This window comes from Xanthomonas cannabis pv. cannabis, assembly GCF_000802365.1.
GTDB classification, from domain to species: Bacteria; Pseudomonadota; Gammaproteobacteria; order Xanthomonadales; family Xanthomonadaceae; genus Xanthomonas; species Xanthomonas cannabis.
Genome location: NZ_JSZE01000018.1, coordinates 1 through 20,628 on the forward strand (window position 1 = coordinate 1; position 20,628 = coordinate 20,628).

Consider the following 20,628-nt stretch of genomic DNA (forward strand, 5'->3'; position numbering starts at 1 on the left):
CCGGCGATCTGCGTCAGCGTCTTGTCGCGTCCGGCACCGTACACCAGGGTCGGACGCAGCACGGTGGCAGTGGCACCGCGCGCCTGCGCTGCGGAAAACAGCGCCTGTTCGGCATGGGCCAGTCGCTGCGCCACGTCGCGCTCGGCCGCATCGATGGAATGTTCCTTGACCTCCACGCTGGTGGAGCCAAACGCCACGATGCGCGGTGCAACCACCGGGTTTTCTGCATACCAGCGTGCGAAATGGTCCAACGGCCCGCAGCTGAAGATCACCTCGAACGCCTCGCCCGCGGCGGCCGGCATCGCCAGATCGCCTTGTCTCCAGATCAATCCAGCGCGCGCGGCGCGCGGCTGACGCGACCAGGCGGTGACCTGCCAGCCGCGACTCAGCAGACGGGTCAGCAGGCGCTCGCCAATCTGCCCGCTGCCACCGAACACGAGGGCGCGCGGCGCAGAAACGGCAGTGGTCGGAGCGGGATGGGGAGCGGTCACGGGGCAACGGCGCAGGCGGGCATGACGGCAGCATACCCAGTACACCGCGCAGTTGCGTAGCCATCTGGCGGCCCATCCGCGCGTGATGCAGCACCGGCGTTGACACGGACGTCAGTCAACGGTTTGTTAAGCTCTCTGGCCTGCTCGCGAATCTTGTGTTCCCTGCATGCCTTTTTCGTTGGAAATTCTGCTTGCGCTGCCATTCCTGATGGCGGCCGCCGTTGCGCTGTTCCGGCGCGCGCCGCGTTCGATCACCGCGTGGTTGGCTGCGGCCGCGCCGTTGGCGGGGTTGCTGGTGCTTGCTACACTCACGCCGGCAGTGCTGCGCGGTGAGGTGATTGCCAGCGAGCATGCATGGTTGCCGCAGATCGGCTTGCTGTTTTCGCTGCGGCTGGATGGCCTGGCCTGGATGTTTGCGCTGCTGGTGCTCGGCATCGGCGCCCTGGTGGTGCTGTATGCGCACTACTACCTGAGCGCACGCGATAGCGCATCGCGTTTTTTTGCGTATCTGCTGCTGTTCATGGGCGCGATGCTCGGCATGGTGCTGTCGGGCAATCTGCTGCTGTTGATGGTGTTCTGGGAACTCACCAGCATCAGCTCCTTCCTGCTGATCGGGTTCTGGTCGCATCGCCAGGATGCGCGCGAAGGCGCACGCATGGCGTTCGTGTTGACCGCCGGTGGCGGGCTTGCCCTGCTGGGCGGGGTCTTGATGATCGGCCGCATCGTCGGCAGTTTTCAGCTGGACGCGGTGCTGGCCGCCGGCAATGTGATCCGCGCCAGCCCGCTGTATCCGTATGCATTGGGCTTGGTGCTGCTGGGCATTTTGACCAAGAGCGCGCAGTTTCCATTCCATTTCTGGTTGCCGCACGCGATGGCGGCGCCCACGCCGGTGTCGGCGTATCTGCACTCGGCCACGATGGTCAAGGCCGGCGTGTTCTTGCTGGCGCGGCTGCACCCTGCGCTGGCCGGCAGCGACCTGTTTTTCTATACGGTTACCAGCATCGGAGCGATCACGTTGTTGGTGGGCGCGTGGTACGCGATCTTCCAGCACGATCTCAAGGGCGTGCTGGCGTACTCGACCATTTCACACCTTGGCCTGATCACGATGTTGTTCGGCCTGTCCACGCCGATGGCAGTGGTGGCTGGCGTGTTCCACATCCTCAACCACGCGGTGTTCAAGGCCTCGTTGTTCATGGCTGCAGGCATCATCGACCATGAAACCGGCACGCGCGACATGCGCAAGCTGGGCAATCTGCGCCGTTTGATGCCCGTCACCAGTGCGCTGGCGATCATCGCGTCGCTGGCCATGGCCGGCATTCCGTTACTCAACGGATTTTTGTCGAAGGAAATGTTCTTCGCGGTGGCGCTGGAAACCGAAGCGCCGCAGCTGATGCGCATCCTGGCGAGCATCGCCGCCTTGCTGGCCGGCGTGCTTGGCGTGGCCTACAGCCTGCGCTTCGTGCACGACACGTTCTTTGGCGATGGCCCGCTCGATCTGGACACCACACCGCACGAGCCGCCGCGCTGGATGCGCATCCCGGTGGATGTGCTGGTGCTGATTTGCCTGGCGGTGGGCATCGTGCCGGCCTGGACCGTGGCGCCGGTGCTGCGCGCCGGTGCCGGCGCCATTCTCGGCGATGCACTGCCCGAATACAGCCTGGCGCTTTGGCATGGCGTCAACTGGCCGCTGGCGATGAGCATCGCCGGCATGATCGGCGGGGCGCTGCTGTACGTTGCGATCCGTCGCATGCTGGATCTGTACGCGGTGCAGAACCGCTCGCCCGGCAAGGCCCTGTTCCACTGGAACCTGCGCACCTTGTTCAGCGCCACCGCCCGCATGACCGATGCGGTGACCAACGGCAACCTGCAGCGCATGCTGATGCTGCTGGTACTGAGCGCGGTGGTGGTGGCACTGGTGCCGTTCCTGCAAGGGGGCGCGCTGCCGGAGTGGCCTGCGCCTACGCCCATGCCGCTGCTGGGCTGGACGGTGTGGCTGCTGTTGATCGCGTGCGCGTTGGGCAGCCTGTTCCTGTACAAGCAGCGCCTGCTGGCGGTGCTGGTGCTTGGTGGCACCGGCCTGGCGGTCAGCCTGACCTTCGTGTTCCTGTCCGCACCGGATCTTGCGTTGACCCAGCTGTTGGTGGAGATGGTCACGCTGGTGCTGATGCTGCTGGCGATGAACTACCTGCCGGAGCGCTCGTTGCCCGAGCGCGCGCGGCTGCGCAAGTGTCGCGATGTCGCCATCGCAATCATTGGCGGCACCGGCCTGGCCGCGCTGGCGTATACCCTGATGACGCAACCCACCCACACCGTGGCCGGCGAGTTGCTGCAACGCGCGTTGCCCGAGGCGTATGGGCGCAACGTGGTCAACGTGATCCTGGTGGATTTCCGCGGCTTCGATACCTTCGGCGAGATCACCGTGTTCGCGATTGCCGGGCTGGTGGTGCATGCGCTGCTGCGACGCTCGCGGATGGCACCGGAGCGCACCATGCCGGGGCCGGCGATCCGGCTGCCGGTACCGGCGGATCTGGCGCAGATCATGTTCCCGCTGACGCTCACCGTGTCGCTGTTCCTGTTCTTGCGCGGCCACAACGCGCCTGGCGGTGGCTTCATTGCCGGCCTGGTGCTGGCGGTGCCGTTGTTGATGCAGTACGTGATCCAGGGCACCGCGTCGGTGGAGTCGCGCTTCGGCTTCGACTACATCCGCTTGATCGGTATTGGCCTGTTGTGCGCATTGCTGAGCGGTGCCGGTTCGCTGCTGTTCGGGCTGCCATTCCTGAGCAGCGGCCATGTCGATCTGCCGCTGCCGCTGCTGGGCGAGCTGGAGCTGGCCAGCGCCTTGGGCTTCGACGTGGGGGTGTACCTGGTGGTGTTCGGTGCGGCGATGCTGATGCTGTCGATGATGGGCACGATCAAACCGTCGCGCACGCGCAGTTCGCAACGCGGCGAAATCGATCCCACCCAACGTTCGACACGCACCGCGGAGCAGCATTGATGGAATTGGCATTGGCAAGCGCGATCGGCGTCCTCACCGCCCTGGCGATCTATCTGCTGTTGCGTGCGCGCAGCTTCGATGTGATCCTGGGGATGACCTTCCTGTCGTATGCGACCAACCTGCTGATCTTCGCCGGCGGACGGCTGCGCGCCGGTCAGCCGCCGGTCTTGCGCGACGGCGTGCCGGTGGATCTGGAGCACTACACCGACCCGCTGCCGCAGGCGCTGGTGCTGACCGCGATCGTGATCGCCTTTGCGATGACCGCGGTGAGCCTGGTGCTGGCGATCCGCAGCCGCAGCGACAATGGCAGCGACCACGTGGATGCGCATGAAGATGCCGCCACCGGTGTCGATACGCGGCAGGCGCGGCGATGAACCATCTGCTGATCCTGCCGATCCTGATCCCGATACTGGGGGCGTCGGCGTCGCTGTTTGTCGAGCACCGCCGCTACGGGCCGCGCGTGCAGCGCAGCGTGGCCTGGGTGAGCATGGGCTTGCTGGCCGCCGCGGTGCTGGCGCTGTTTGCCCGCGCTGCCGAGGGCAACGTGCTGGTGTACCTGCTGGGCGATTGGCCGGCGCGGTTGGGCATCGTGCTGATGGGCGACCGGCTGTCTGCGTGGATGCTGTTGACCACGCTGGTCCTGGGCACGGCCTGCCTGCTGCATGCCTGCGCCGGCTGGGACCGCCGCGCGCCGCACTTCCATGCGCTGTTCCAGTTCCAGCTGATGGGCTTGAACGGTGCGTTCCTGACCGGCGACATCTTCAATCTGTTCGTGTTCTTCGAAGTGATGCTGATCGCCTCCTATGGGTTGTTGCTCAGCGGCGGACGTGGCCTGCAGATGCGTGTGGGCCTGCATTATGTGGTGTTCAATGTGTGCGCCTCGACCTTGTTCCTGATCGGGCTGGGGCTGCTGTTCGGCGTGTTCGGCACGCTCAACATGGCCGAGCTGTCGCAGCGCATCGCCGAGCTGCCGGCGCAGGATGTGCCGATGGCCAAGGCCACGCTCGGACTGTTGCTGCTGGTGTTCTGCAGCAAGGCCGCCTTGTTGCCACTGTACCTGTGGCTGCCGGAGACCTACTCGCGCGCACCGGCGGCGGTGGCGGCGCTGTTTGCGATCATGACCAAGGTGGGCCTGTACGCGGTCTTGCGCGTGTCGAGCCTGTGGTTTGGCGCCGGTGCCGGGGCCTTGCACGGCTTCGGCCGGCACGCGTTGCTGTGGCTGGGCATCGGCACGCTGCTGATGGCCGCATTCGGGGTGATGGCCGCCTCGCGGCTGCGGGTGATGGTGTCGTATCTGGTGGTGTTTTCCGCGGCGACCCTGTTCATCGCCTTCTCGCTCGACGACGCAGGCGCGCTCGGCGCGGGCCTGTATTACCTGCCGCACAGCAGCTTCGTGGCCGCGGCGCTGTTCATGGTCTCGGACCTGATCCGGCGGCGGCGTGGCAGCGCCAGCGACCGCAAGGAAGTGGTGGCACCGCTACCGGGCCGCGCCATTCCGGGCACCATGTTCATGATCGCTGCCGTGGCCGTCGCCGGCCTGCCGCCGTTGTCCGGCTTCCTGGCCAAGGCCGCGCTGCTGCAGCACGTGCCCGCAGGCCTGGTGGCGCCGGTCTGGGGCGCGGTCCTTGGCAGCAGCCTGCTGGTGGTGATCGGCCTGACCCGCGCCGGCGTGCGCCTGTTCTGGCGCGTGCCGGCGGCGGTGGAAGACACGCCCGAGCTGCAACCGCAGCGCCGTGGCCGCATGCGCCCGGTGGAAACGGCCGCCACGTTGCTGCTGCTGAGCGGGCTGGTGGCAATGACGGTCTGCGCCGGACCGCTGATGCGCTACACCGACGATGCCGCCGCGCAGCTGCGCGACCCCGGCCGCTATGTGGAACAGGTGCGCGCGACCACCCCGCAACGGAGGCAGCCATGAGCGCACGCGTGCCGTGGCGGCGCCGGCTTTTTCCATCCGCGCCGTTGAGCGTGATGGTCTTCGTGTTCTGGCTGCTGCTCAGCGACAGCTTCGGCCCGCAGCAGTGGGTGCTGGGCGCGCTGCTGGGCGTGGTGGTGCCGATCTTCGCCGCACGGCTGGACCGCGAATTCGCCCGCATCGGCTCGCTACGCTCGGTGCCGCGCATGCTGCTGGTGGCCGCAGGCGACATCGTGCGCTCCAATATCAAGGTCGCGGTGCAGGTGCTCGGGCCGGAGTCGCGTATCCATCCCGGCTTCATCTGGGTGCCGCTGGATATCGCCAACATCCATGGCATTGCCGCGCTGACCAGCATGATCACGCTCACGCCCGGCACGGTGTCGGCTGCGCTGTCGGACGACCGCAAGTACCTGCTGGTGCATGTGCTGCATCTGGACGATCCGGACTCATTGATCGCCGAGATCAAGGCCCGCTACGAAAAGCCTCTGATGGAGATCTTTCCATGACCGGTCACATGTTCATCGAATCGACCATCGTCATCTGCATGCATGCGGTGGGCCTGGCCATCCTCATGGCACTGTGGCGACTGCTGCGCGGGCCGACGGTACCCGACCGCATCCTGGCGCTGGACACACTGTCCATCACCGCCATCGCCGAGTTGATGCTGCTGGGCATGTACCTGGATTCGCCGATCTACTTCGAGGCCGCGCTGGTGATTGCGATGCTGGGCTTCGGCAGTACCGTGGTATTGAGCAAGTACGTGCTGCGCCGGGACATCGTCGAATGATCGCGCTCACCGAATATCTGCTGAGCGCGCTGCTGCTGGTCGGCACCTTCTTCATCCTGATCGGCGCCTTCGGGCTGGTGAAGCTGTCGGACTTTTTCAAGCGCCTGCATGCGCCGACCAAGGCCAGCACCCTGGGCGTGGGCTGCGTGCTGCTGGGCTCGGTGGGCTATCACCTGTTCCTGGGCGTGGACCCGCAGCCGCGCGAGTTGCTGATCACCGTCTTCCTGTTCATCACCGCACCGATCAGCGCCCACATGATGGCCAAGGCCGCGCTGTCGCTGATGATGGAAGATCGCCCGGAAGTGCCCAATCACGGCGAGATGGAAAACGAAGGCCTGCCCACGCCGGCCAGCGACGGCGATATCGGCGAGAACGAGCAAACCGCCAGGCAGCACGAGCGGCCGTCGTCCGAGCCGCGCTGAGCGTGCGGCAGCGGCAGCTAGGGCTAGGACTAGGGCGCAGTGTTCTTGCTGCGCGTGGCATGCCGGAGTGCGCACGGCGACTGAGTCGGATCGCACACGCACACGCACACGCATCGTTGCAGGTGCGTCGCCGCCACGTTGTGTGACTGGCACGCATTGTTGTAATTGAGGCAACGCCCGCAGGTCGCGTGCCACGCGTCTGACCGATGGCGCCCCCTGCTCGCACGCAGGCGGCTAACCGCAGCCCTCGACGTAGTCCACCTGGGGCGGCTGCCCGACTCGCCAGCTGCTCACCCTGCCCTCGGCATCGGTCTCAAATATCAGCGCCGACGAGGTGGCGGCATCGGTATGCCGCAGCGTCTGCGCGCCCGGCAGGTATTTGTGCGGCTGCGCTTCAAGCCCCTGCGGATACAACGCGCGCAGCTGCGCCAGCGTCATGCCGACCTTGCCGCCCCCTGGCGCAACTTCCTTGGGCTCAGTGGTCTGGTAACGGACCAGGTGATCGCCTTCGAACATGAAACCGAATTCCCGTGCATCCTGGGCCCATTGCGGACGCAGCAGGTAGCAGCCGCCATCGCTGGCTGCACTGCCGCGCAGCTCGCCACCCCACGCCGTGCGCGCCTGCGTGGCATCCATGCCCAGGCGCAGGTCGCCGTAGCCATCCATCCGCGCAAGCGTGGTGGGCTGCGGCCGCACCTGCGGTGGAAACGTGCCCACCGGCGCCGTGGCCGGCGGTACCGCGTCCGCAGGCTGGTCGTTGGCGGACGCCACCGGCGTGTGGGCCGCCTCGGCCGGCGCTGCTGCGGCCGGCGTGTCGTCCGCGCGATGGCAGCCTGCAACGACCAGCACCATTCCCAGCAAGCCAGACAATCTGGATGTCATCGATATGCTCCTGTGCGTTGGCCAAGCGTACACAGCGCGCAGGGTGGCAATGTGGAGGTGGAGGTCATTGCCACCGATGTTGGCACTGGCATGTACGGTGCAAGGTGTCGCGCCAATGTCATCGGCGTTTCATTGGCAACGCTCACCCTGCCGGCTTCGCAGGATCGCCGCCATGACCCCACGCAAGACCGCACTCGCCCTGACTGCGCTGCAGTCGCATCGCAGCCCGCTGACCCTGCTGCAGCGCCGTGCGTTGATCCTGGCCGATGGCCAACGTGACTTGACCGCACTTGCGCAGTTGCTCGGCGACAACGGCGCCGCGCTGGTGCAGACGCTGTGTGCAATGGGCTATCTGACGCCTGCCGACGACAGCGCGAAGGCAGCCGTGCCCGAGACCGCTGCACGTACCGCAGCTTCCTTGATTGCAACGGCGCCCACGGTGGTTCAGACCCTGCAAGCGATGCCCACCGCCGACGACCTGCACCGCCAGCGCCGGCGCGCGGCCACAAACGCCCGGCTGTATCTGCTGGACATCCTGCAATTGCAACGCAACCCGGCCGCCGCAGCGCTGCATCGCCAGCTGCAGGCGGCGCGTGCGGACGACGAGATCGGCATCGCCATCGGCGTGGCATTGCAGGAGCTGCCGCAGTTCACCTCGGCCTCGTACGCCGAACGCGTGCGGGCGCGTATCGGCGAACTGCTTCCGGAGGCATTGCAGGCCGCCTGATTGCAGCCCGCTTGTCGATGCGTGGCGGTTGACGCAAGGACAGGGTCACTGGCGATCACGTGCTTGATCGCCTCTACGCCTCTGCGCCAGTTGGCGCGATCTGCATTCCCTGCGGCGCTGCTCAGTCCGTGGACGGATTGGTGAATGCAGCACGCAGCCCGGACCAGCACTGCTGATAGTCGCCCTGCCGATGACTGGCCTGCAGCGCCTGTTGGGTGGGCCGCAGCACCGCACGGGTTTCGAACATGAACGCCATGGTGTCTGCAATGACGTCCGGACGCGTGAGGTCCGCCTGCGAAGCCTTCTCGAACGTCGCCGCATCCGGGCCGTGCCCGCTCATGCAGTTGTGCAGCGATGCACCGCCGGGTGCGAACCCCTCGGCCTTGGCGTCGTAGACGCCCCGCACCAGGCCCATGAATTCGCTGGCCACATTGCGGTGGAACCATGGCGGGCGGAAGGTGTGCTGCGCCACCAGCCAGCGCGGCGGGAAGATGGCAAAGTCCATGTTTGCGGTGCCGTGCGTGTCGCTGGGCGAGGTCAGCACGGTAAAGATGCTGGGATCGGGGTGATCGAAACTGATCGAACCGATGGTGTTGAAGCGACGCAGGTCGTAGCGATACGGCGCGTAGTTGCCGTGCCAGGCAACCACATCCAGCGGCGAGTGGCCAATGTGGGCACGCCACAGATGACCCTGGAATTTGGCGACCAGTTCGAGCGCGCCTTCGCGTTGTTCGAAGGCCGCATGCGGCGTTTCGAAATCGCGCGGGTTGGCCAGCCCGTTGGAGCCGATCGGCCCCAAGTCGGGCAAGCGCAGCAGGCCACCGAAGTTTTCGCACACGTAGCCGCGTGCGGTGCCATCCAGCAATTCAACGCGAAACCGCACGCCGCGTGGAATCACGCCGATCTGCTGCGGCTCCAGGTCGAGCACACCCAGCTCGGTGCACACGCGCAGCCGGCCCAGCTGCGGCACCAGCAACAACTCGCCATCGGCGTTATAGAAGAACCGCTCGCGCATGGAGGCATTGGCGGCATACAGATGCACGGCCACGCCCGTCATCGCTTCGGGGCCGCCATTGCCTGCCATGGTGTACAGGCCATCGACAAAATCGGTGGGCACGGCTGGCAGCGGCAACGGGCTCCAGCGCAGCTGATCCGGCGGCACCGGGCCGATGCCGAAGGCGTTGTGCACGTGCGACTGCTCGATGAACGAGAAACTGCCATGCACGGCGGCCGGACGAATCCGATACAGCCAGCTGCGCCGGTTCTCGCCGCGCGGCGCGGTGAACGCGGTGCCGGACAACTGCTCGGCATACAGCCCATGCGCCACGCGCTGCGGCGAGTTCTGCCCGACCGGTAGAGCACCGGCAACGGCTTCGGTGGCGAACTCGTTGCCGAAGCCAGTCATGTAGCGCTGTAGGTTGTGCATGGCATGCGTCCGAATGAGCCCCAAGGAGGCTGGGATTTAAGCCCCTCTCCCACCGGGAGAGGGGTTGGGGTGAGGGTACGGGGTAGCGACTATTATGAAGATCGCCTCAACCACCGCAGAAGGCTGGGCTTGGGGTGGATCAAGCCCCTCTCCCGTCGGGAGAGGGGTAGGAGTGAGGGTACGGTATAGCGACTGTTTTGAAGATCGCTTCAACCACCGCGTCCAGCGAAAGCAGTACATCGTTGTTCCAAAAGCGCAGCACTGTCCAACCCTTCGATTGCAGCCATTGCGTTCTTGCTTGATCGCTGACTTCCTGATGTTGCGATCCGTCCAACGCAACAATCAACATTGCGTCGACACAACAGAAATCTGCGATGTACGGCGGAATCGGATGCTGCCGTCGGAACTTGAAGCCTCGGAGCTGATTCGCACGCAGACAGCGCCAGAGCGCGCGTTCTGCGTCGGTCATTGCTGTTCGTAACGCGCGCGCATTGGTGAGTCCAACGGTGGGTAATGGCGATTTGATTCGCATCGCTCCACCGTACCCTCACCCCAGCCCCTCTCCCGTCGGGAGAGGGGCTTTAAGCACGTGCGGTTTCATTGGCCTATGTTGTCAGGCAACCGCGTTACGGAGTGCGGGGGCTCCACTACGTGCCAATGTGCAGCTGACCCGAATCCCGAATCACCAATATCCAATCCCTGCCCTCAAAGCACCCCACGCTTGATCTGGTCGCGCTCGATGCTTTCGAACAGCGCCTGGAAATTGCCTTCGCCGAAGCCTTCATTGCCCTTGCGCTGGATGATCTCGAAGAAGATCGGGCCGATGCAGTTGGTGGTGAAGATCTGCAGCAGCTTGCGTTGCTTGGTATCCGGATCGGCGTCGATCAGGATCTTGTTGCGGCGCAGGCGTTCGACATCTTCGCCATGCTCGGGAATGCGCAGGTCCACCACGTCGAAATAGGTGTCCGGCGTATCCAGGAAGCTCACACCAGCCGCGCGCATCTTCTCCACGCTGGTATAGATGTCGTCCGTGAAGCAGGCGATGTGCTGGATACCTTCGCCCTGGTAGGCGTCCAGATACTCGTTGATCTGGCTCTTGGGATCGGACGATTCATTAAGCGGGATGCGCACGATGCCATCCGGGGCGGTCATCGCCTTGGACACCAGGCCGGTCTTGGCGCCCTTGATGTCGAAGTAGCGGATCTCGCGGAAGTTGAACAAGCGCTCGTAATAATCCGACCAGCGCTGCATGTTGCCGAAATACAGGTTGTGGGTGAGGTGGTCGATAAAGGTCAGCCCGAAGCCGGCCGGGTGCTGGTCGGCGCCTTCGATCGGTTCGAAGTCGGCATCGTAGATGCTGCCCGCCTCGCCGTAGCGGTCCACCAGGTACAGCATGCAGTCGCCGATGCCCTTGACCACCGGCGCTGGCACCGCGCGGGTGTCGGGCTTGTTCTGCACCGCTTCGCCGCCGTTGCCCAGCACCGTCTGCAGCACCGTGTCGGCCGGCGTGCGGAAGCGGATGGCAAAGCCGCAGGCGCAGGGGCCGTGCGCGGCGGCGAAATCGGCCGCAAACGAATCGGGGTCTTCGTTGAGCAGGAAGTTGACCCCGCCCTGGCGATAGACGGTAATGGGGCGGCTGCGGTGACGCAGCACGGCGCTGAAGCCCATCGCGCGGAAATAGTCGTGCAGCTGTGCCGCCTGGCCTGCCGGTGCGGCGAACTCGACGAATTCGAACCCGTCGATGCCCATCGGATTGTCGAAGGTGGTGACCTGCATACCCGGATCCGGGCGGGCTACAGTGGTGTTCGGTTGTGCGCTCATCGTCGTTTCTCCACGCTGGGGCGTCGCAGGGCTATGCGGACTAGCAGAAGACCCGCGAGAATGCGCAGGCCACCCTCCGTTTGTAGTTGCAAATGAAACCAAAATCAAGACACAGTGCAACATGAGCGATCACGACGCCCCCCATCCGCCGCAACACCCCGTGCTGCTCAACCTGGAGCAGTTCCTGCCGTATCGGCTGAGCGTGCTGTCCAACCGCATCAGCAGCAACATCGCCAAGGTATACGGCGATCGTTACGGCATGGCCATTCCGGAGTGGCGGGTGATCACCATCCTGGCGCTGTATCCGGGTTCTTCGGCCAGCGAGGTCTCCGACCGCACAGCGATGGACAAGGTGGCAGTGAGCCGCGCAGTGGCCCGGCTGCTGGAGCGCGGCTTCATCCGCCGCGAAACCCATGGCGACGACCGCCGTCGTTCGATGCTGGCACTGTCGCCGGCCGGGCGCCAGGTCTATGAGACCGTCGCGCCGCTGGTCAACGAGATGGAACAACGGCTGATGTCGGTGTTCAGCGACGAGGAACAGCAACTGCTGGAACGGCTGATCGACCGGCTGGCCAAGGATGGGCTACCACGCATGGCCGGCAAGGACTGAGGGCAGGCTTCGCTCGCCCCCATCCGCCCTGCGGGCACCTTCCCCCGCAAGCGGGAGAAGGAAGCGCTCGGCCGATGCGCTTCCAACCACGCTCCCTTTTCCCGCTTTCGGGAGAAGGTGCGCTCCGGCCAATGCGCAACCAACCACACTCTCTTTTCCCGCGCGCGGGAGAAGGCGCCAGGTTTACGAGACCGTCGCTGCGTTGGTCAGCGAGATGGACCAGTGGCTGATATCGATCTTCAGCGCCGATGGGCAGCCGTTGCTGAAGCACCTGATTGTTCGGCTGGCCAGGGACCGGCTGTCACGCATGGCCGGCAAGGACTGACGGCAGGCTTCGCTCGCCCCCATCCGCCCTGCGGGCACCTTCCCCCGCAAGCGGGAGAAGGAAGCGCTCCGGCCAATGCGCATCCAACCACGCTCCCTTTTCCCGCTTGCGGGAGAAGGTGCGCTCCGGCCAACGCGCATCCAACCACTCTCCCTTTTCCCGCTTGCGGGAGAAGGTGCGCTCCGGCCAACGCGCATCCAACCACTCTCCCTTTTCCCGCTTGCGGGAGAAGGTGCGCTCCGGCCAATGCGCAACCAACCACACTCCCTTCTCCCGCTTGCGGGAGAAGGTGGCGCAACGCGCCGGATGAGGGGCCGCTCCTCGGCGCATCCTCGCAGACACTGCCCGGCCACACGCTTGCGCACGCAGGCCGCACCGTGAGGCGCGCTCAGGCTTCCGGCGGTGCCCACTGCTTGAGGAAATCGAACAGCTTCTTGCGATCGAAACCCTCGCCCTTGCGCAACTCCGGGCCGGCCTGGGTGGTCAGCAGCTTGCCGTCGTTGTCCAGCACCAGCAGCGACGGGTAGTCGTTGAGCTGGGCAAACTGCGACAGGAACGCGGCGTTTTCATTGGCCGCATCGCGATTGACCTTGACCACCACGAAATGCGCATCGCGGAAGCTGCGCAGCTCGGCGTCGCCGCCCATCAGCTCGTCCAAGGCCTTGCACGGCTCGCAGGCGGCGTTGCCGACATTGAGCACGATGCGCTTGCCGCCGCGCTTGGCCTCGACCTTGGCGGTTTCCAGATCCGCCGCCGGATCGCGCGAGGGGTCGTACTGCGCGTTGAGTGCGGCCGCCGCGGCGATATCGGCCGCGGTCGGCGTGTTGCCCGAGGACACCGGCTGGCTGGGGTCGGCGCTGGGGGGTTTCTGCATCGACGTATCCAGCGGCCGTGGCGCCTCCTGTTGCTCGGTGGGCTGCCCGCAGGCGCTCAACAGGCCCGTCAGCAACAGGCCACAGACCAGGGGTTTGATCGGCATCGCTTTTCTCCTCACTTCACACCATGCATCAGTTTGTTGATCAGCGGCGCGATCAGGAACAGCAGCGCGCCGGCGCCCACCAGCGCCCAGAACCCGAAGGTATATCCGCCCAGCGCCGACGCCACGCTCATGCCTTCGCTTCCGCTGACATGCCCGGCAAAGATACCCGACAGGTTGTTGCCGATGCCGGTGGACAAAAACCAGCCACCCATGCCGAAACCGACCAGGCGCACCGGCGCCAGCTTGGTCACCATCGACAGGCCGATCGGCGACAGGCACAGCTCGCCCACCGACTGGATGACGTAGACCATGAACAAGGTCCAGAACGGGATCTTGCCGGCATCGCTCACCAGGCTGGACAGCGCGAACATCAGCAGCAGGAAGGCCAGGCCGTTGAAGATCAGCCCCAGGCCGAACTTGCGCGGAATCGACGGATTGAAGCGGCCGGACTTGACCCAGATCCAGGCAATGACCGGTGCCAGCGCGATGATGGCGATGGAGTTGACCGACTGGAACCACGCGGTCGGGAAGGTCCAGCTGCCGAAGTTGCGGTTGACGATGTTGTCGGCCAGGAAGGTGAACGAGCTGCCGGCCTGCTCGAAGAACATCCAGAACAGCACGTTGAAGGCGAAGATGATCAGCATCGCGATCACCTTGTCGCGCTGCACCTTGCCCTCGCGAATGCCTTCGACCAGCAGCATCACCGACAGGCCGATGAACAGCGCCGTCAGCACGATCTGCAATACGTCCGCACCCACGGCGAGCAGGAAGTACACACCCGGGATTGCCAGCAGGCAACCCACCAGCACCATCAGCACGCGGCCGAGGCCCTGCGCATGCGGTGCCGGCGCGCCGATGCCCTTGAGCTGGGCGCGGCCGATCCAGAACCACACCAGGCTCACCAGCATGCCCACGCCGGAGGCCATGAACACCATCTTGTACGCCGGCATCGCCTCGGTGCCGAACACCTTTTCGGCCAGCAGCTGGGTCAGCACCGGCGAGATCATCGCGCCCAGGTTGATACCCATGTAGAAGATGGTGAAGCCGCTGTCGCGGCGCGGATCGGCCACCGAATACAGCTTGCCGACCATGGTGGAGATGTTCGGCTTGAACAGGCCGTTGCCCACCACCACGGTGGCCAGGCCGATCTCGAACATGGTGTGGTCGGGAATGGCGATCAGGAACAGGCCGGTGGCCATCACCGCCGCGCCCACCAGGATCGAGCGTTGGTAGCCGAGCACGCGGTCGGCCACGTAGCCGCCGAAGATCGCCGCCGCATACACCAGCGCCAGATACGCGCCGTAGGTGCGCCCTGCCGGCGCCTGGCCGGTGGCATCGCCGCCGAAGAACTGCGCCACGATGTACAGCACCAGCGCCCAGCGAATGCCGTAGAACGCAAAGCGTTCCCAGAATTCGGTCATGAACAGCATCCACAGCGGCCGGGGGTGGCCGAGCAACGTGGGGAACTCGGGAGGCGCAGGCGGCTGCGGCGGAGTGGAAGCGGATGTCGGCGCAGTTGCGTCAACGCTCATGTGGAGTCCCTTGCGTATTCAGTAATGGCTGGGTGCACCAGGGCCGAACCCTGGGCGACGCGCGAGGATCACTTAGACGTCATGTACGCGTCAAATTCGCCGGAGTCGGCGGCTTGATGACAGTGGTTGGATTGGGCGCGATTTGGCAGCTGTGATGGGTCTCCCACCTGCGTGTGCGAGACCATTGCCTGGGCCCAGGATGGTGCCGAGGCGTCTGCGTCGGCAGTGACCACCATCCTTATCCCCTACCGCCGCCGCGCCGTCCCTTCTCCCGCCGGGAGAAGGTGCCCGTAGGGCGGATGAGGGTGCGGCGCCACTGGATGGTGCCGATTGCGGGACATGCCTCGGCTCTGGCTGATCCATAGGGATGAAGCCCGTACCCTCACCCCAACCCCCGGCCCGCGCCCGCGGCGCGGGCGCTCCAAGGCAAGCGCGCCCGTGCGCGCAAGCAATGCCTTATCGCCCCGCCGGGAGAAGGTGCCCGTAGGGCGGATGAGGGTGCGGTGCCGCTGGATGGTGCCGATTGCGGGACTCGCTTTGGCTCTGGCTGATCCAAGAGGATGAAGCCCGTACCCTCACCCCAACCCCCGCTCCGCGCCCCGGCCCGCGCTCGCGGCGCGGGCGCTCCAAGGCAAGCGCGCCCGTGCGCGCAAGCAATGCCTTATCGCCCCGCCGGGAGAGGGGCTTCAGCGCGCTCTAACGTACCGCACTGCCCTGCGGTGGGCGGCTGTCCATGCCCACCGACGTGCGCACGTCGAACAGTTCCGGGAAAAATGTCAGTGCCAGCGCCTGCTGCAAAAACCCCACGCCGCTGGAACCGCCGGTGCCGCGCTTGAAGCCGATCACCCGCATCACCGTGCGCATGTGGCGGAAGCGCCATAGCTGGAATTGCGTCTCCACATCCACCAGGTCTTCGCACAGCGAATACTCGCGCCAGTAGCGGTCGGTGTTTTCGTAGATGCGCTCGAACACCGGGCGCAGGCTGTCGTCGGCCACGTGCGCGGCGGTCCAGTCGCGCGCTTGATACTGCTGCGGAATCGCATGCCCAAAGCGCGCCAGATAGCGGAGGAATTCCTCGTATAGACTCGGCGCTTCCAGCACGTCGCGCAGTCGCGCCTGGCCCTGCGGGTCGTAGGCGAACACCTGCAGCATCTGCGGGTTCTTGTTGCCGAGCAGGAACTCGATGTAGCGGTATTGCAGCGATTGAAAGCCCGACGAGGGGCCGAGCACATCGCGAAAGCCCATGTACTCGCTGGGCGTGAGCGTCTCCAGCACCGACCACTGTTCGGTGAGCTGGCGCAGCACCTGCTTGCTGCGCGCCAGCACCTTGCGGCATTGCCAGACCTCGTCGCGCTGCAGGTGCACGATGGCCGCGCGCAGTTCGTGCGCCAGCAGCTTCAGCCACAGCTCGGAGGTCTGGTGCTGGATGATGAACAGCATTTCGTCGTGATGCGCCGGCTCGGACAGCGGCTGCTGCGCGGACAACAGCTGGTCCAGCCGCAGATAGCCGCCGTAGGTCAGCCGCCCCTCCAGATCGGTGTGGATGCCGGGTTCCAGGTCACGCAGGTTCTTGTCGACGGGCATGGCGCAGCGCTGAAGATCGGGCCACGCAGGGTAGCGCAGCGGCCGGGATTCGGGATTCGGGATTCGGGATTCGGGATTCGGGATTCGGGAATGGGGAATGGGGAATGGGGGATGAGGAATGGCGGATGGCGGATGGCGGATGGCGGATGGCGGGGAGTATTCGGCCATGGCCATGTCGGCCTTGGCTTGGCTGCTTGCAGCCCCGGCGGGCTTCCCTGAGGGGATCGGGGCCAGCGAGATACCTGCGCAGGTACCTCGTAGAAAACCCGTACGCACGAGTGGCACGCTCGGCCCTCCGCGTCGAGGCCGCTTCTTTCATCTCTGAGCCACTCAGCAGGGGTCCGGCGCAGTCGCATCCACTGCGCCGCTGTCACCCTATCGTCAACCTAGGTCTGCAAATTCATGCAGAATCGAACGGCGCTGCCGGCCAGGGACGTGGCCGGACCAGGGGAGCGCTTCACGTCTCAAGGATCCAGGGGACTCTCATCTCATGCCAGTGTTGCAGTGTCGTGCAGCCTTACTTTTGTGTGGGCTGGCGCTAGCCGGCCATGCCAATGCCCAGGTCGTCATCAGCCAGGTTTACGGCGGTGGCGGCAATAGCGGCGCCACCCTCCGCAGCGATTTCATCGAGCTGCACAACATCGGCAGCAGCACAGTCAGCCTGGACGGCTGGTCGGTGCAGTACGCCTCGGCTGCCGGTAGCAGCTGGCAGGTCACCCCGTTGGCAGGCAGCGTGCCGGCCGGCGGCTACTACCTGGTCAAGCAGGCCGATGGCAGCGGCGGCAGCGTGGCGCTGCCCACGCCCGATGCCACCGGCACGCTGGCCATGAGCGGCACCGCCGGCAAGGTGGCGCTGAGCAATAGCGCCTCTGCGCTGAGCGGCACCTGCCCCACCGGTTACGCGGATCTGGTCGGCTACGGCAGCAATGCCAGCTGCGCCGAAGGCAACGCACCCACGGCAGCGCCCAGCAACACGCTGGCGGTGCTGCGCGGCAATGAAGGCTGCACCGACACCGACAACAACGCAGCCGATTTCGCCACCGGTGCGCCGGCACCGCGCAATAGCGCCAGCGGTGCGCGCCTGTGCAGCGGCGGCGGCCAACCGATCGCTACGCTGGCCGATGTCAGCCAGGCCGAGGGCAATACCGGCACCCGCAGCGTCGTGTTCACGCTGAGCCTGAGCCAGCCGGCCGGTGCCGGCGGGGTGAGCTTCACCGCTGCCACCGTCGATGGCACCGCCACCGCCGGCAGCGACTATGTCGCCCTGCCCGCCACTGCCCTGCGCATCGCCGCTGGCGAACGCACTGCCAGCATTGCGGTGGACGTGGTAGGCGACACCATCGCCGAGCCGGATGAAAGCTTCCGCCTGCAGATCAGCGCGGTTACCGGTGCGCTGCCGGCCACGCTCAGTGCCACCGGCACTATCCTCAACGACGACTTCAGCCTGCTGCCGATCCACGCCATCCAGGGCAAGGGTGCCCGCTCGCCGCTGGACGGCCAGGTCGTCGCCACCTCGGGCATCGTCACCGCACGCCGTAGCGCCGGGTTCTTCCTGCAGGCGCCGGATACCGAAGCCGATGGCGACCCGGCCACCTCCGAAGGCGTCTACGTCTACACCGGCAGCGCACCGCCGGAAGCGGCCGCCATCGGCAACCGGGTGCGCGTGCAGGGCACGGTGATCGAATACGTGCCCACCGCCGACCCCACCCAGCCACCGCTGACCGAAATCGGCGGCAGCGTCACCGTGCTGGCCGATTCCACCGGCAACCCGTTGCCTTCGCCGATAATCCTGCGCCCCGACTTCCCCAACCCCAACGGCGCCTATGACCAGCTCGAAGCGCTGGAAGGCATGCGCGTGGCCGCCGCCAGCCTCACCGTCAATGCGCCCCCCGGCGGCAGCGTCAACGAGACCAATGCCACGGCCACCAGCAATGGCGTGTTCCATGCGGTGGTTACCGGCGTGCCGCGCGCCTTCCGCGAGCCGGGCGTGCAGTTGCCCGACCCGCTGCCGGCCGGGTCGCCAGCCGGGGTGCCGCGTTGGAATACCAACCCGGAAGTGATCGCGGTCGGCAGTGCCGGCGTGGGTGGCGAGCGGCTGGATCTGGCCTCCGGCTGCCTGGTGTTCAATGTGGTCGGCCCGCTGGATTACAGCTTCCGCCGCTACACGCTATACCCGGAACGTACCCCGCAGGTGAGCTGCAACGATGCGGATAAACCGCGTCCGGCACCGCTGCCGCAGCCCGACGATGTGGCCGTGGCGACCTACAACATGGAACGCTTCTTCGACGACCAGAACGACCCGGCGATCGGCGAACCGGTACTCACGCCGGCCGCGTTCCAGGCCCGCCTCAACAAGGCCTCGCTGGCGATCCGCCGTTATCTGCATCTGCCCGATATCCTGGGCACGGTGGAAGTGGAAAGCCTGAGCGTATTGCAGGCGTTGGCGGCGCGCATCAATGCCGACGCAGTGGCCGGCGGGCAGTCCAATCCGCAATACGTGGCTTACCTGCAGGAAGGTAACGACGTCGGCGGCATCGACGTCGGCTTCCTGGTCAAGACCGCCTGGGTCGCCGGCGGCGTGCCGCGTGTAGAAGTGCTCTCCATCGCGCAGGAAGGCAAGACCGCCACCTGGACCGAACCGGGCGGTGGCGTGAGCCTGCTCAACGACCGCCCGCCACTGGTGCTCAGCGCCAACGTGCATCAGGCCGATGGCCGCACGCTGCCGCTGACCGCCATCGTGGTGCATCAGCGCTCGCTCAACGGCGCCGACACCGACGACGCGGCCGGCACCCGCATCCGCGCCAAACGCCAGGCCCAGGCCGAGTATCTGGCGCGCCTGCTGCAGACGCGTCAGCAACTGAACCCTGACGAAAAAGTGCTGGTGATGGGCGACTTCAACGCCTTCGAATTCAACGACGGCTATGTGGATGCGATGGGCACCGTCACCGGCAAACCGGCGCCGGATGCGCAGACCGTGGTGGCCGGCGATGGCGCCGATCTGGTCAACCCGGATTACACCGACCTGACCTGGTTCAACACGCCCGACCAGAGCTACTCGTACGCCTTCGACGGCAACGTGCAGTCGCTGGATCACATCCTGGCCAACGACGCCCTGATGCGCACGCCGCAGATCGCCTCGCTCTCGGTCGGCCACGCCCGCATCAATGCCGACTTCCCCGGCACTGCGCGCAACGATGCAAATACGCCCACGCGCCTGTCAGATCACGATCCCACCGTGGTGCTGTTGCGGATGACCAAGCAGGTCAATGCGGACCTGGGCGTGGCAGTCACGGCCGCACGTGCGCAGGTCACCGAAGGCGAGCGCATCGACTACACCGTGGATGTGGAAAACCGTGGGCCGGATCGGGCACCGTTCACAGCACTGGCGCTGGTGTTCGACCTGCCGGTGCGGGCACGTATCACAGCGCCGACCGGTTGGATTTGCCAGAACCAGACCAATGCCACGCAGACCACGTTCACCTGCAATCTGCCCGCATTGAACCCCGGCGCCATGCAGAGCTTTGCGGTGCAACTCGATACTGGCTCGGAACTGGCAGGCCGCACCGTGATGCTGGCCGGGTCGGTCGCCTCGCAGTCTCCCGACCCGCAGCCGGACAACAACACCGACACCGCGACGGTCTCGGTGCAGGCACGGCCGCAACCCCGCAGCGACCTGGCGGTGCGTTTCGACGGCCCCACCAGTCTGCCGACCACCGCCTTCAATGCCAGCTACCGCGTGCTGTTGAGCAACATCGGCGCCGCACCGGCGCAACGCCCCAGCCTGGTGATCGAAGGCAACACGGTGTCGGCGTTGTCGCAGCTGGTGGCCACGCAGGGCTGGCGTTGCGACAAGCAGGTGCAATCGCTGCGCAGCGCCCGCTTCGTCTGCAGCACTGCGGCGGTGGTATTGCCCGGCGCGCAGGCCGCCTTCCAGCTGACCGTGGCAACCAAGCCACTCCCGGCCGAAGGCGCGGTGCGGGTGCAGGCCACGGCCAGCTCCAGCTCGCCCGATGCCAATCCGGCCGACAACACGGCGCTGATCGTCACCCCGATCGGCGGGGGCAACAGCCGCCGCTGATCGCACTGCAACACGTCGCAGTGGGTTACTGCGACAAAGGGCGCGGCCTGGTCCGCG

The 20,628-nt window shown here is 65.9% G+C and carries 17 protein-coding genes; 9 read left to right on the forward strand and 8 right to left on the reverse strand.

The genetic code is table 11. From position 1 onward, the window contains the following. Nucleotides 1-491, reverse strand: a 491-nt coding sequence (locus OZ10_RS04500; protein ID WP_039564043.1) for an NAD-dependent epimerase/dehydratase family protein, incomplete at its 3' end; no start/stop codon positions are given. Nucleotides 492-657: 166 nt separating this feature from the next. Between OZ10_RS04500 and OZ10_RS04505 the strand changes: the two genes are divergently transcribed. From OZ10_RS04505 to OZ10_RS04530, 6 genes are read left to right on the forward strand one after another with little or no spacing between them, the layout of a single operon-like run. After that, nucleotides 658-3,486: a monovalent cation/H+ antiporter subunit A gene (locus OZ10_RS04505; RefSeq protein WP_039412726.1), complete on the forward strand. Its 2,829-nt coding sequence runs from the start codon at nucleotides 658-660 to the stop codon at nucleotides 3,484-3,486. After that, on the forward strand, nucleotides 3,486-3,860 hold the full coding sequence (locus OZ10_RS04510) for a Na+/H+ antiporter subunit C (RefSeq protein WP_039412723.1): 375 nt from the start codon (nucleotides 3,486-3,488) through the stop codon (nucleotides 3,858-3,860). Before OZ10_RS04505 ends, OZ10_RS04510 begins: the two co-directional genes overlap by 1 nt. Then, a complete protein-coding gene (locus OZ10_RS04515) occupies nucleotides 3,857-5,401 on the forward strand; it encodes a monovalent cation/H+ antiporter subunit D (protein WP_039412720.1) in 1,545 nt (514 codons plus the stop codon). Before OZ10_RS04510 ends, OZ10_RS04515 begins: the two co-directional genes overlap by 4 nt. Next, nucleotides 5,398-5,904 (forward strand): Na+/H+ antiporter subunit E, encoded by a 507-nt coding sequence (locus OZ10_RS04520; protein WP_039412717.1) that lies wholly within the window; start codon nucleotides 5,398-5,400, stop codon nucleotides 5,902-5,904. The genes OZ10_RS04515 and OZ10_RS04520 overlap by 4 nt, the downstream gene beginning before the upstream one ends. Then, nucleotides 5,901-6,185: a K+/H+ antiporter subunit F gene (locus OZ10_RS04525; RefSeq protein ID WP_039412714.1), complete on the forward strand. Its 285-nt coding sequence runs from the start codon at nucleotides 5,901-5,903 to the stop codon at nucleotides 6,183-6,185. The genes OZ10_RS04520 and OZ10_RS04525 overlap by 4 nt, the downstream gene beginning before the upstream one ends. Continuing rightward, a complete protein-coding gene (locus OZ10_RS04530) occupies nucleotides 6,182-6,607 on the forward strand; it encodes a Na+/H+ antiporter subunit G (RefSeq protein ID WP_039412712.1) in 426 nt (141 codons plus the stop codon). The genes OZ10_RS04525 and OZ10_RS04530 overlap by 4 nt, the downstream gene beginning before the upstream one ends. A gap of 234 nt (nucleotides 6,608-6,841) precedes the next feature. On the opposite strand, the gene OZ10_RS04535 is transcribed toward OZ10_RS04530, so the two are convergent. Further along, nucleotides 6,842-7,489 (reverse strand): hypothetical protein, encoded by a 648-nt coding sequence (locus OZ10_RS04535; protein WP_039412709.1) that lies wholly within the window; start codon nucleotides 7,487-7,489, stop codon nucleotides 6,842-6,844. Nucleotides 7,490-7,661: 172 nt separating this feature from the next. Here OZ10_RS04535 and OZ10_RS04540 point away from each other — a divergent pair, with 172 nt between their 5' ends. Next, nucleotides 7,662-8,216 (forward strand): hypothetical protein, encoded by a 555-nt coding sequence (locus OZ10_RS04540; protein ID WP_039412706.1) that lies wholly within the window; start codon nucleotides 7,662-7,664, stop codon nucleotides 8,214-8,216. A 121-nt stretch (nucleotides 8,217-8,337) separates the two neighbouring features. Here OZ10_RS04540 and hmgA read toward each other — a convergent pair whose 3' ends face one another. The 3 genes from hmgA to hppD form a co-directional block, all read right to left on the reverse strand. Next, nucleotides 8,338-9,642, reverse strand: coding sequence for a homogentisate 1,2-dioxygenase (hmgA, locus tag OZ10_RS04545; protein WP_039412703.1), 1,305 nt, complete (start codon nucleotides 9,640-9,642; stop codon nucleotides 8,338-8,340). Between the two features lie 139 nt (nucleotides 9,643-9,781). Continuing rightward, nucleotides 9,782-10,174, reverse strand: coding sequence for an endonuclease domain-containing protein (locus OZ10_RS20990; protein ID WP_081419306.1), 393 nt, complete (start codon nucleotides 10,172-10,174; stop codon nucleotides 9,782-9,784). 173 nt (nucleotides 10,175-10,347) lie between these two features. Then, entirely contained in the window at nucleotides 10,348-11,463 is a 1,116-nt protein-coding gene (hppD, locus tag OZ10_RS04550) for a 4-hydroxyphenylpyruvate dioxygenase (RefSeq protein WP_039412701.1), read from the reverse strand. A 121-nt stretch (nucleotides 11,464-11,584) separates the two neighbouring features. Between hppD and OZ10_RS04555 the strand changes: the two genes are divergently transcribed. After that, on the forward strand, nucleotides 11,585-12,073 hold the full coding sequence (locus tag OZ10_RS04555) for a MarR family winged helix-turn-helix transcriptional regulator (RefSeq protein WP_039412698.1): 489 nt from the start codon (nucleotides 11,585-11,587) through the stop codon (nucleotides 12,071-12,073). A gap of 713 nt (nucleotides 12,074-12,786) precedes the next feature. On the opposite strand, the gene OZ10_RS04560 is transcribed toward OZ10_RS04555, so the two are convergent. The 3 genes from OZ10_RS04560 to OZ10_RS04570 form a co-directional block, all read right to left on the reverse strand. Further along, nucleotides 12,787-13,377 carry a thioredoxin family protein gene (locus tag OZ10_RS04560; protein ID WP_039412695.1) on the reverse strand — a complete coding sequence of 197 codons (591 nt, stop codon included), beginning with the start codon at nucleotides 13,375-13,377 and terminating at the stop codon, nucleotides 12,787-12,789. 11 nt (nucleotides 13,378-13,388) lie between these two features. Further along, a complete protein-coding gene (locus OZ10_RS04565; RefSeq protein WP_039412692.1) occupies nucleotides 13,389-14,909 on the reverse strand; it encodes a peptide MFS transporter in 1,521 nt (506 codons plus the stop codon). Between the two features lie 696 nt (nucleotides 14,910-15,605). Next, a complete protein-coding gene (locus OZ10_RS04570; RefSeq protein WP_039412771.1) occupies nucleotides 15,606-16,493 on the reverse strand; it encodes a tryptophan 2,3-dioxygenase in 888 nt (295 codons plus the stop codon). Between the two features lie 490 nt (nucleotides 16,494-16,983). Between OZ10_RS04570 and OZ10_RS04575 the strand changes: the two genes are divergently transcribed. Further along, on the forward strand, nucleotides 16,984-20,571 hold the full coding sequence (locus tag OZ10_RS04575; protein WP_039564019.1) for a lamin tail domain-containing protein: 3,588 nt from the start codon (nucleotides 16,984-16,986) through the stop codon (nucleotides 20,569-20,571). Nucleotides 20,572-20,628 lie beyond the last annotated feature (57 nt).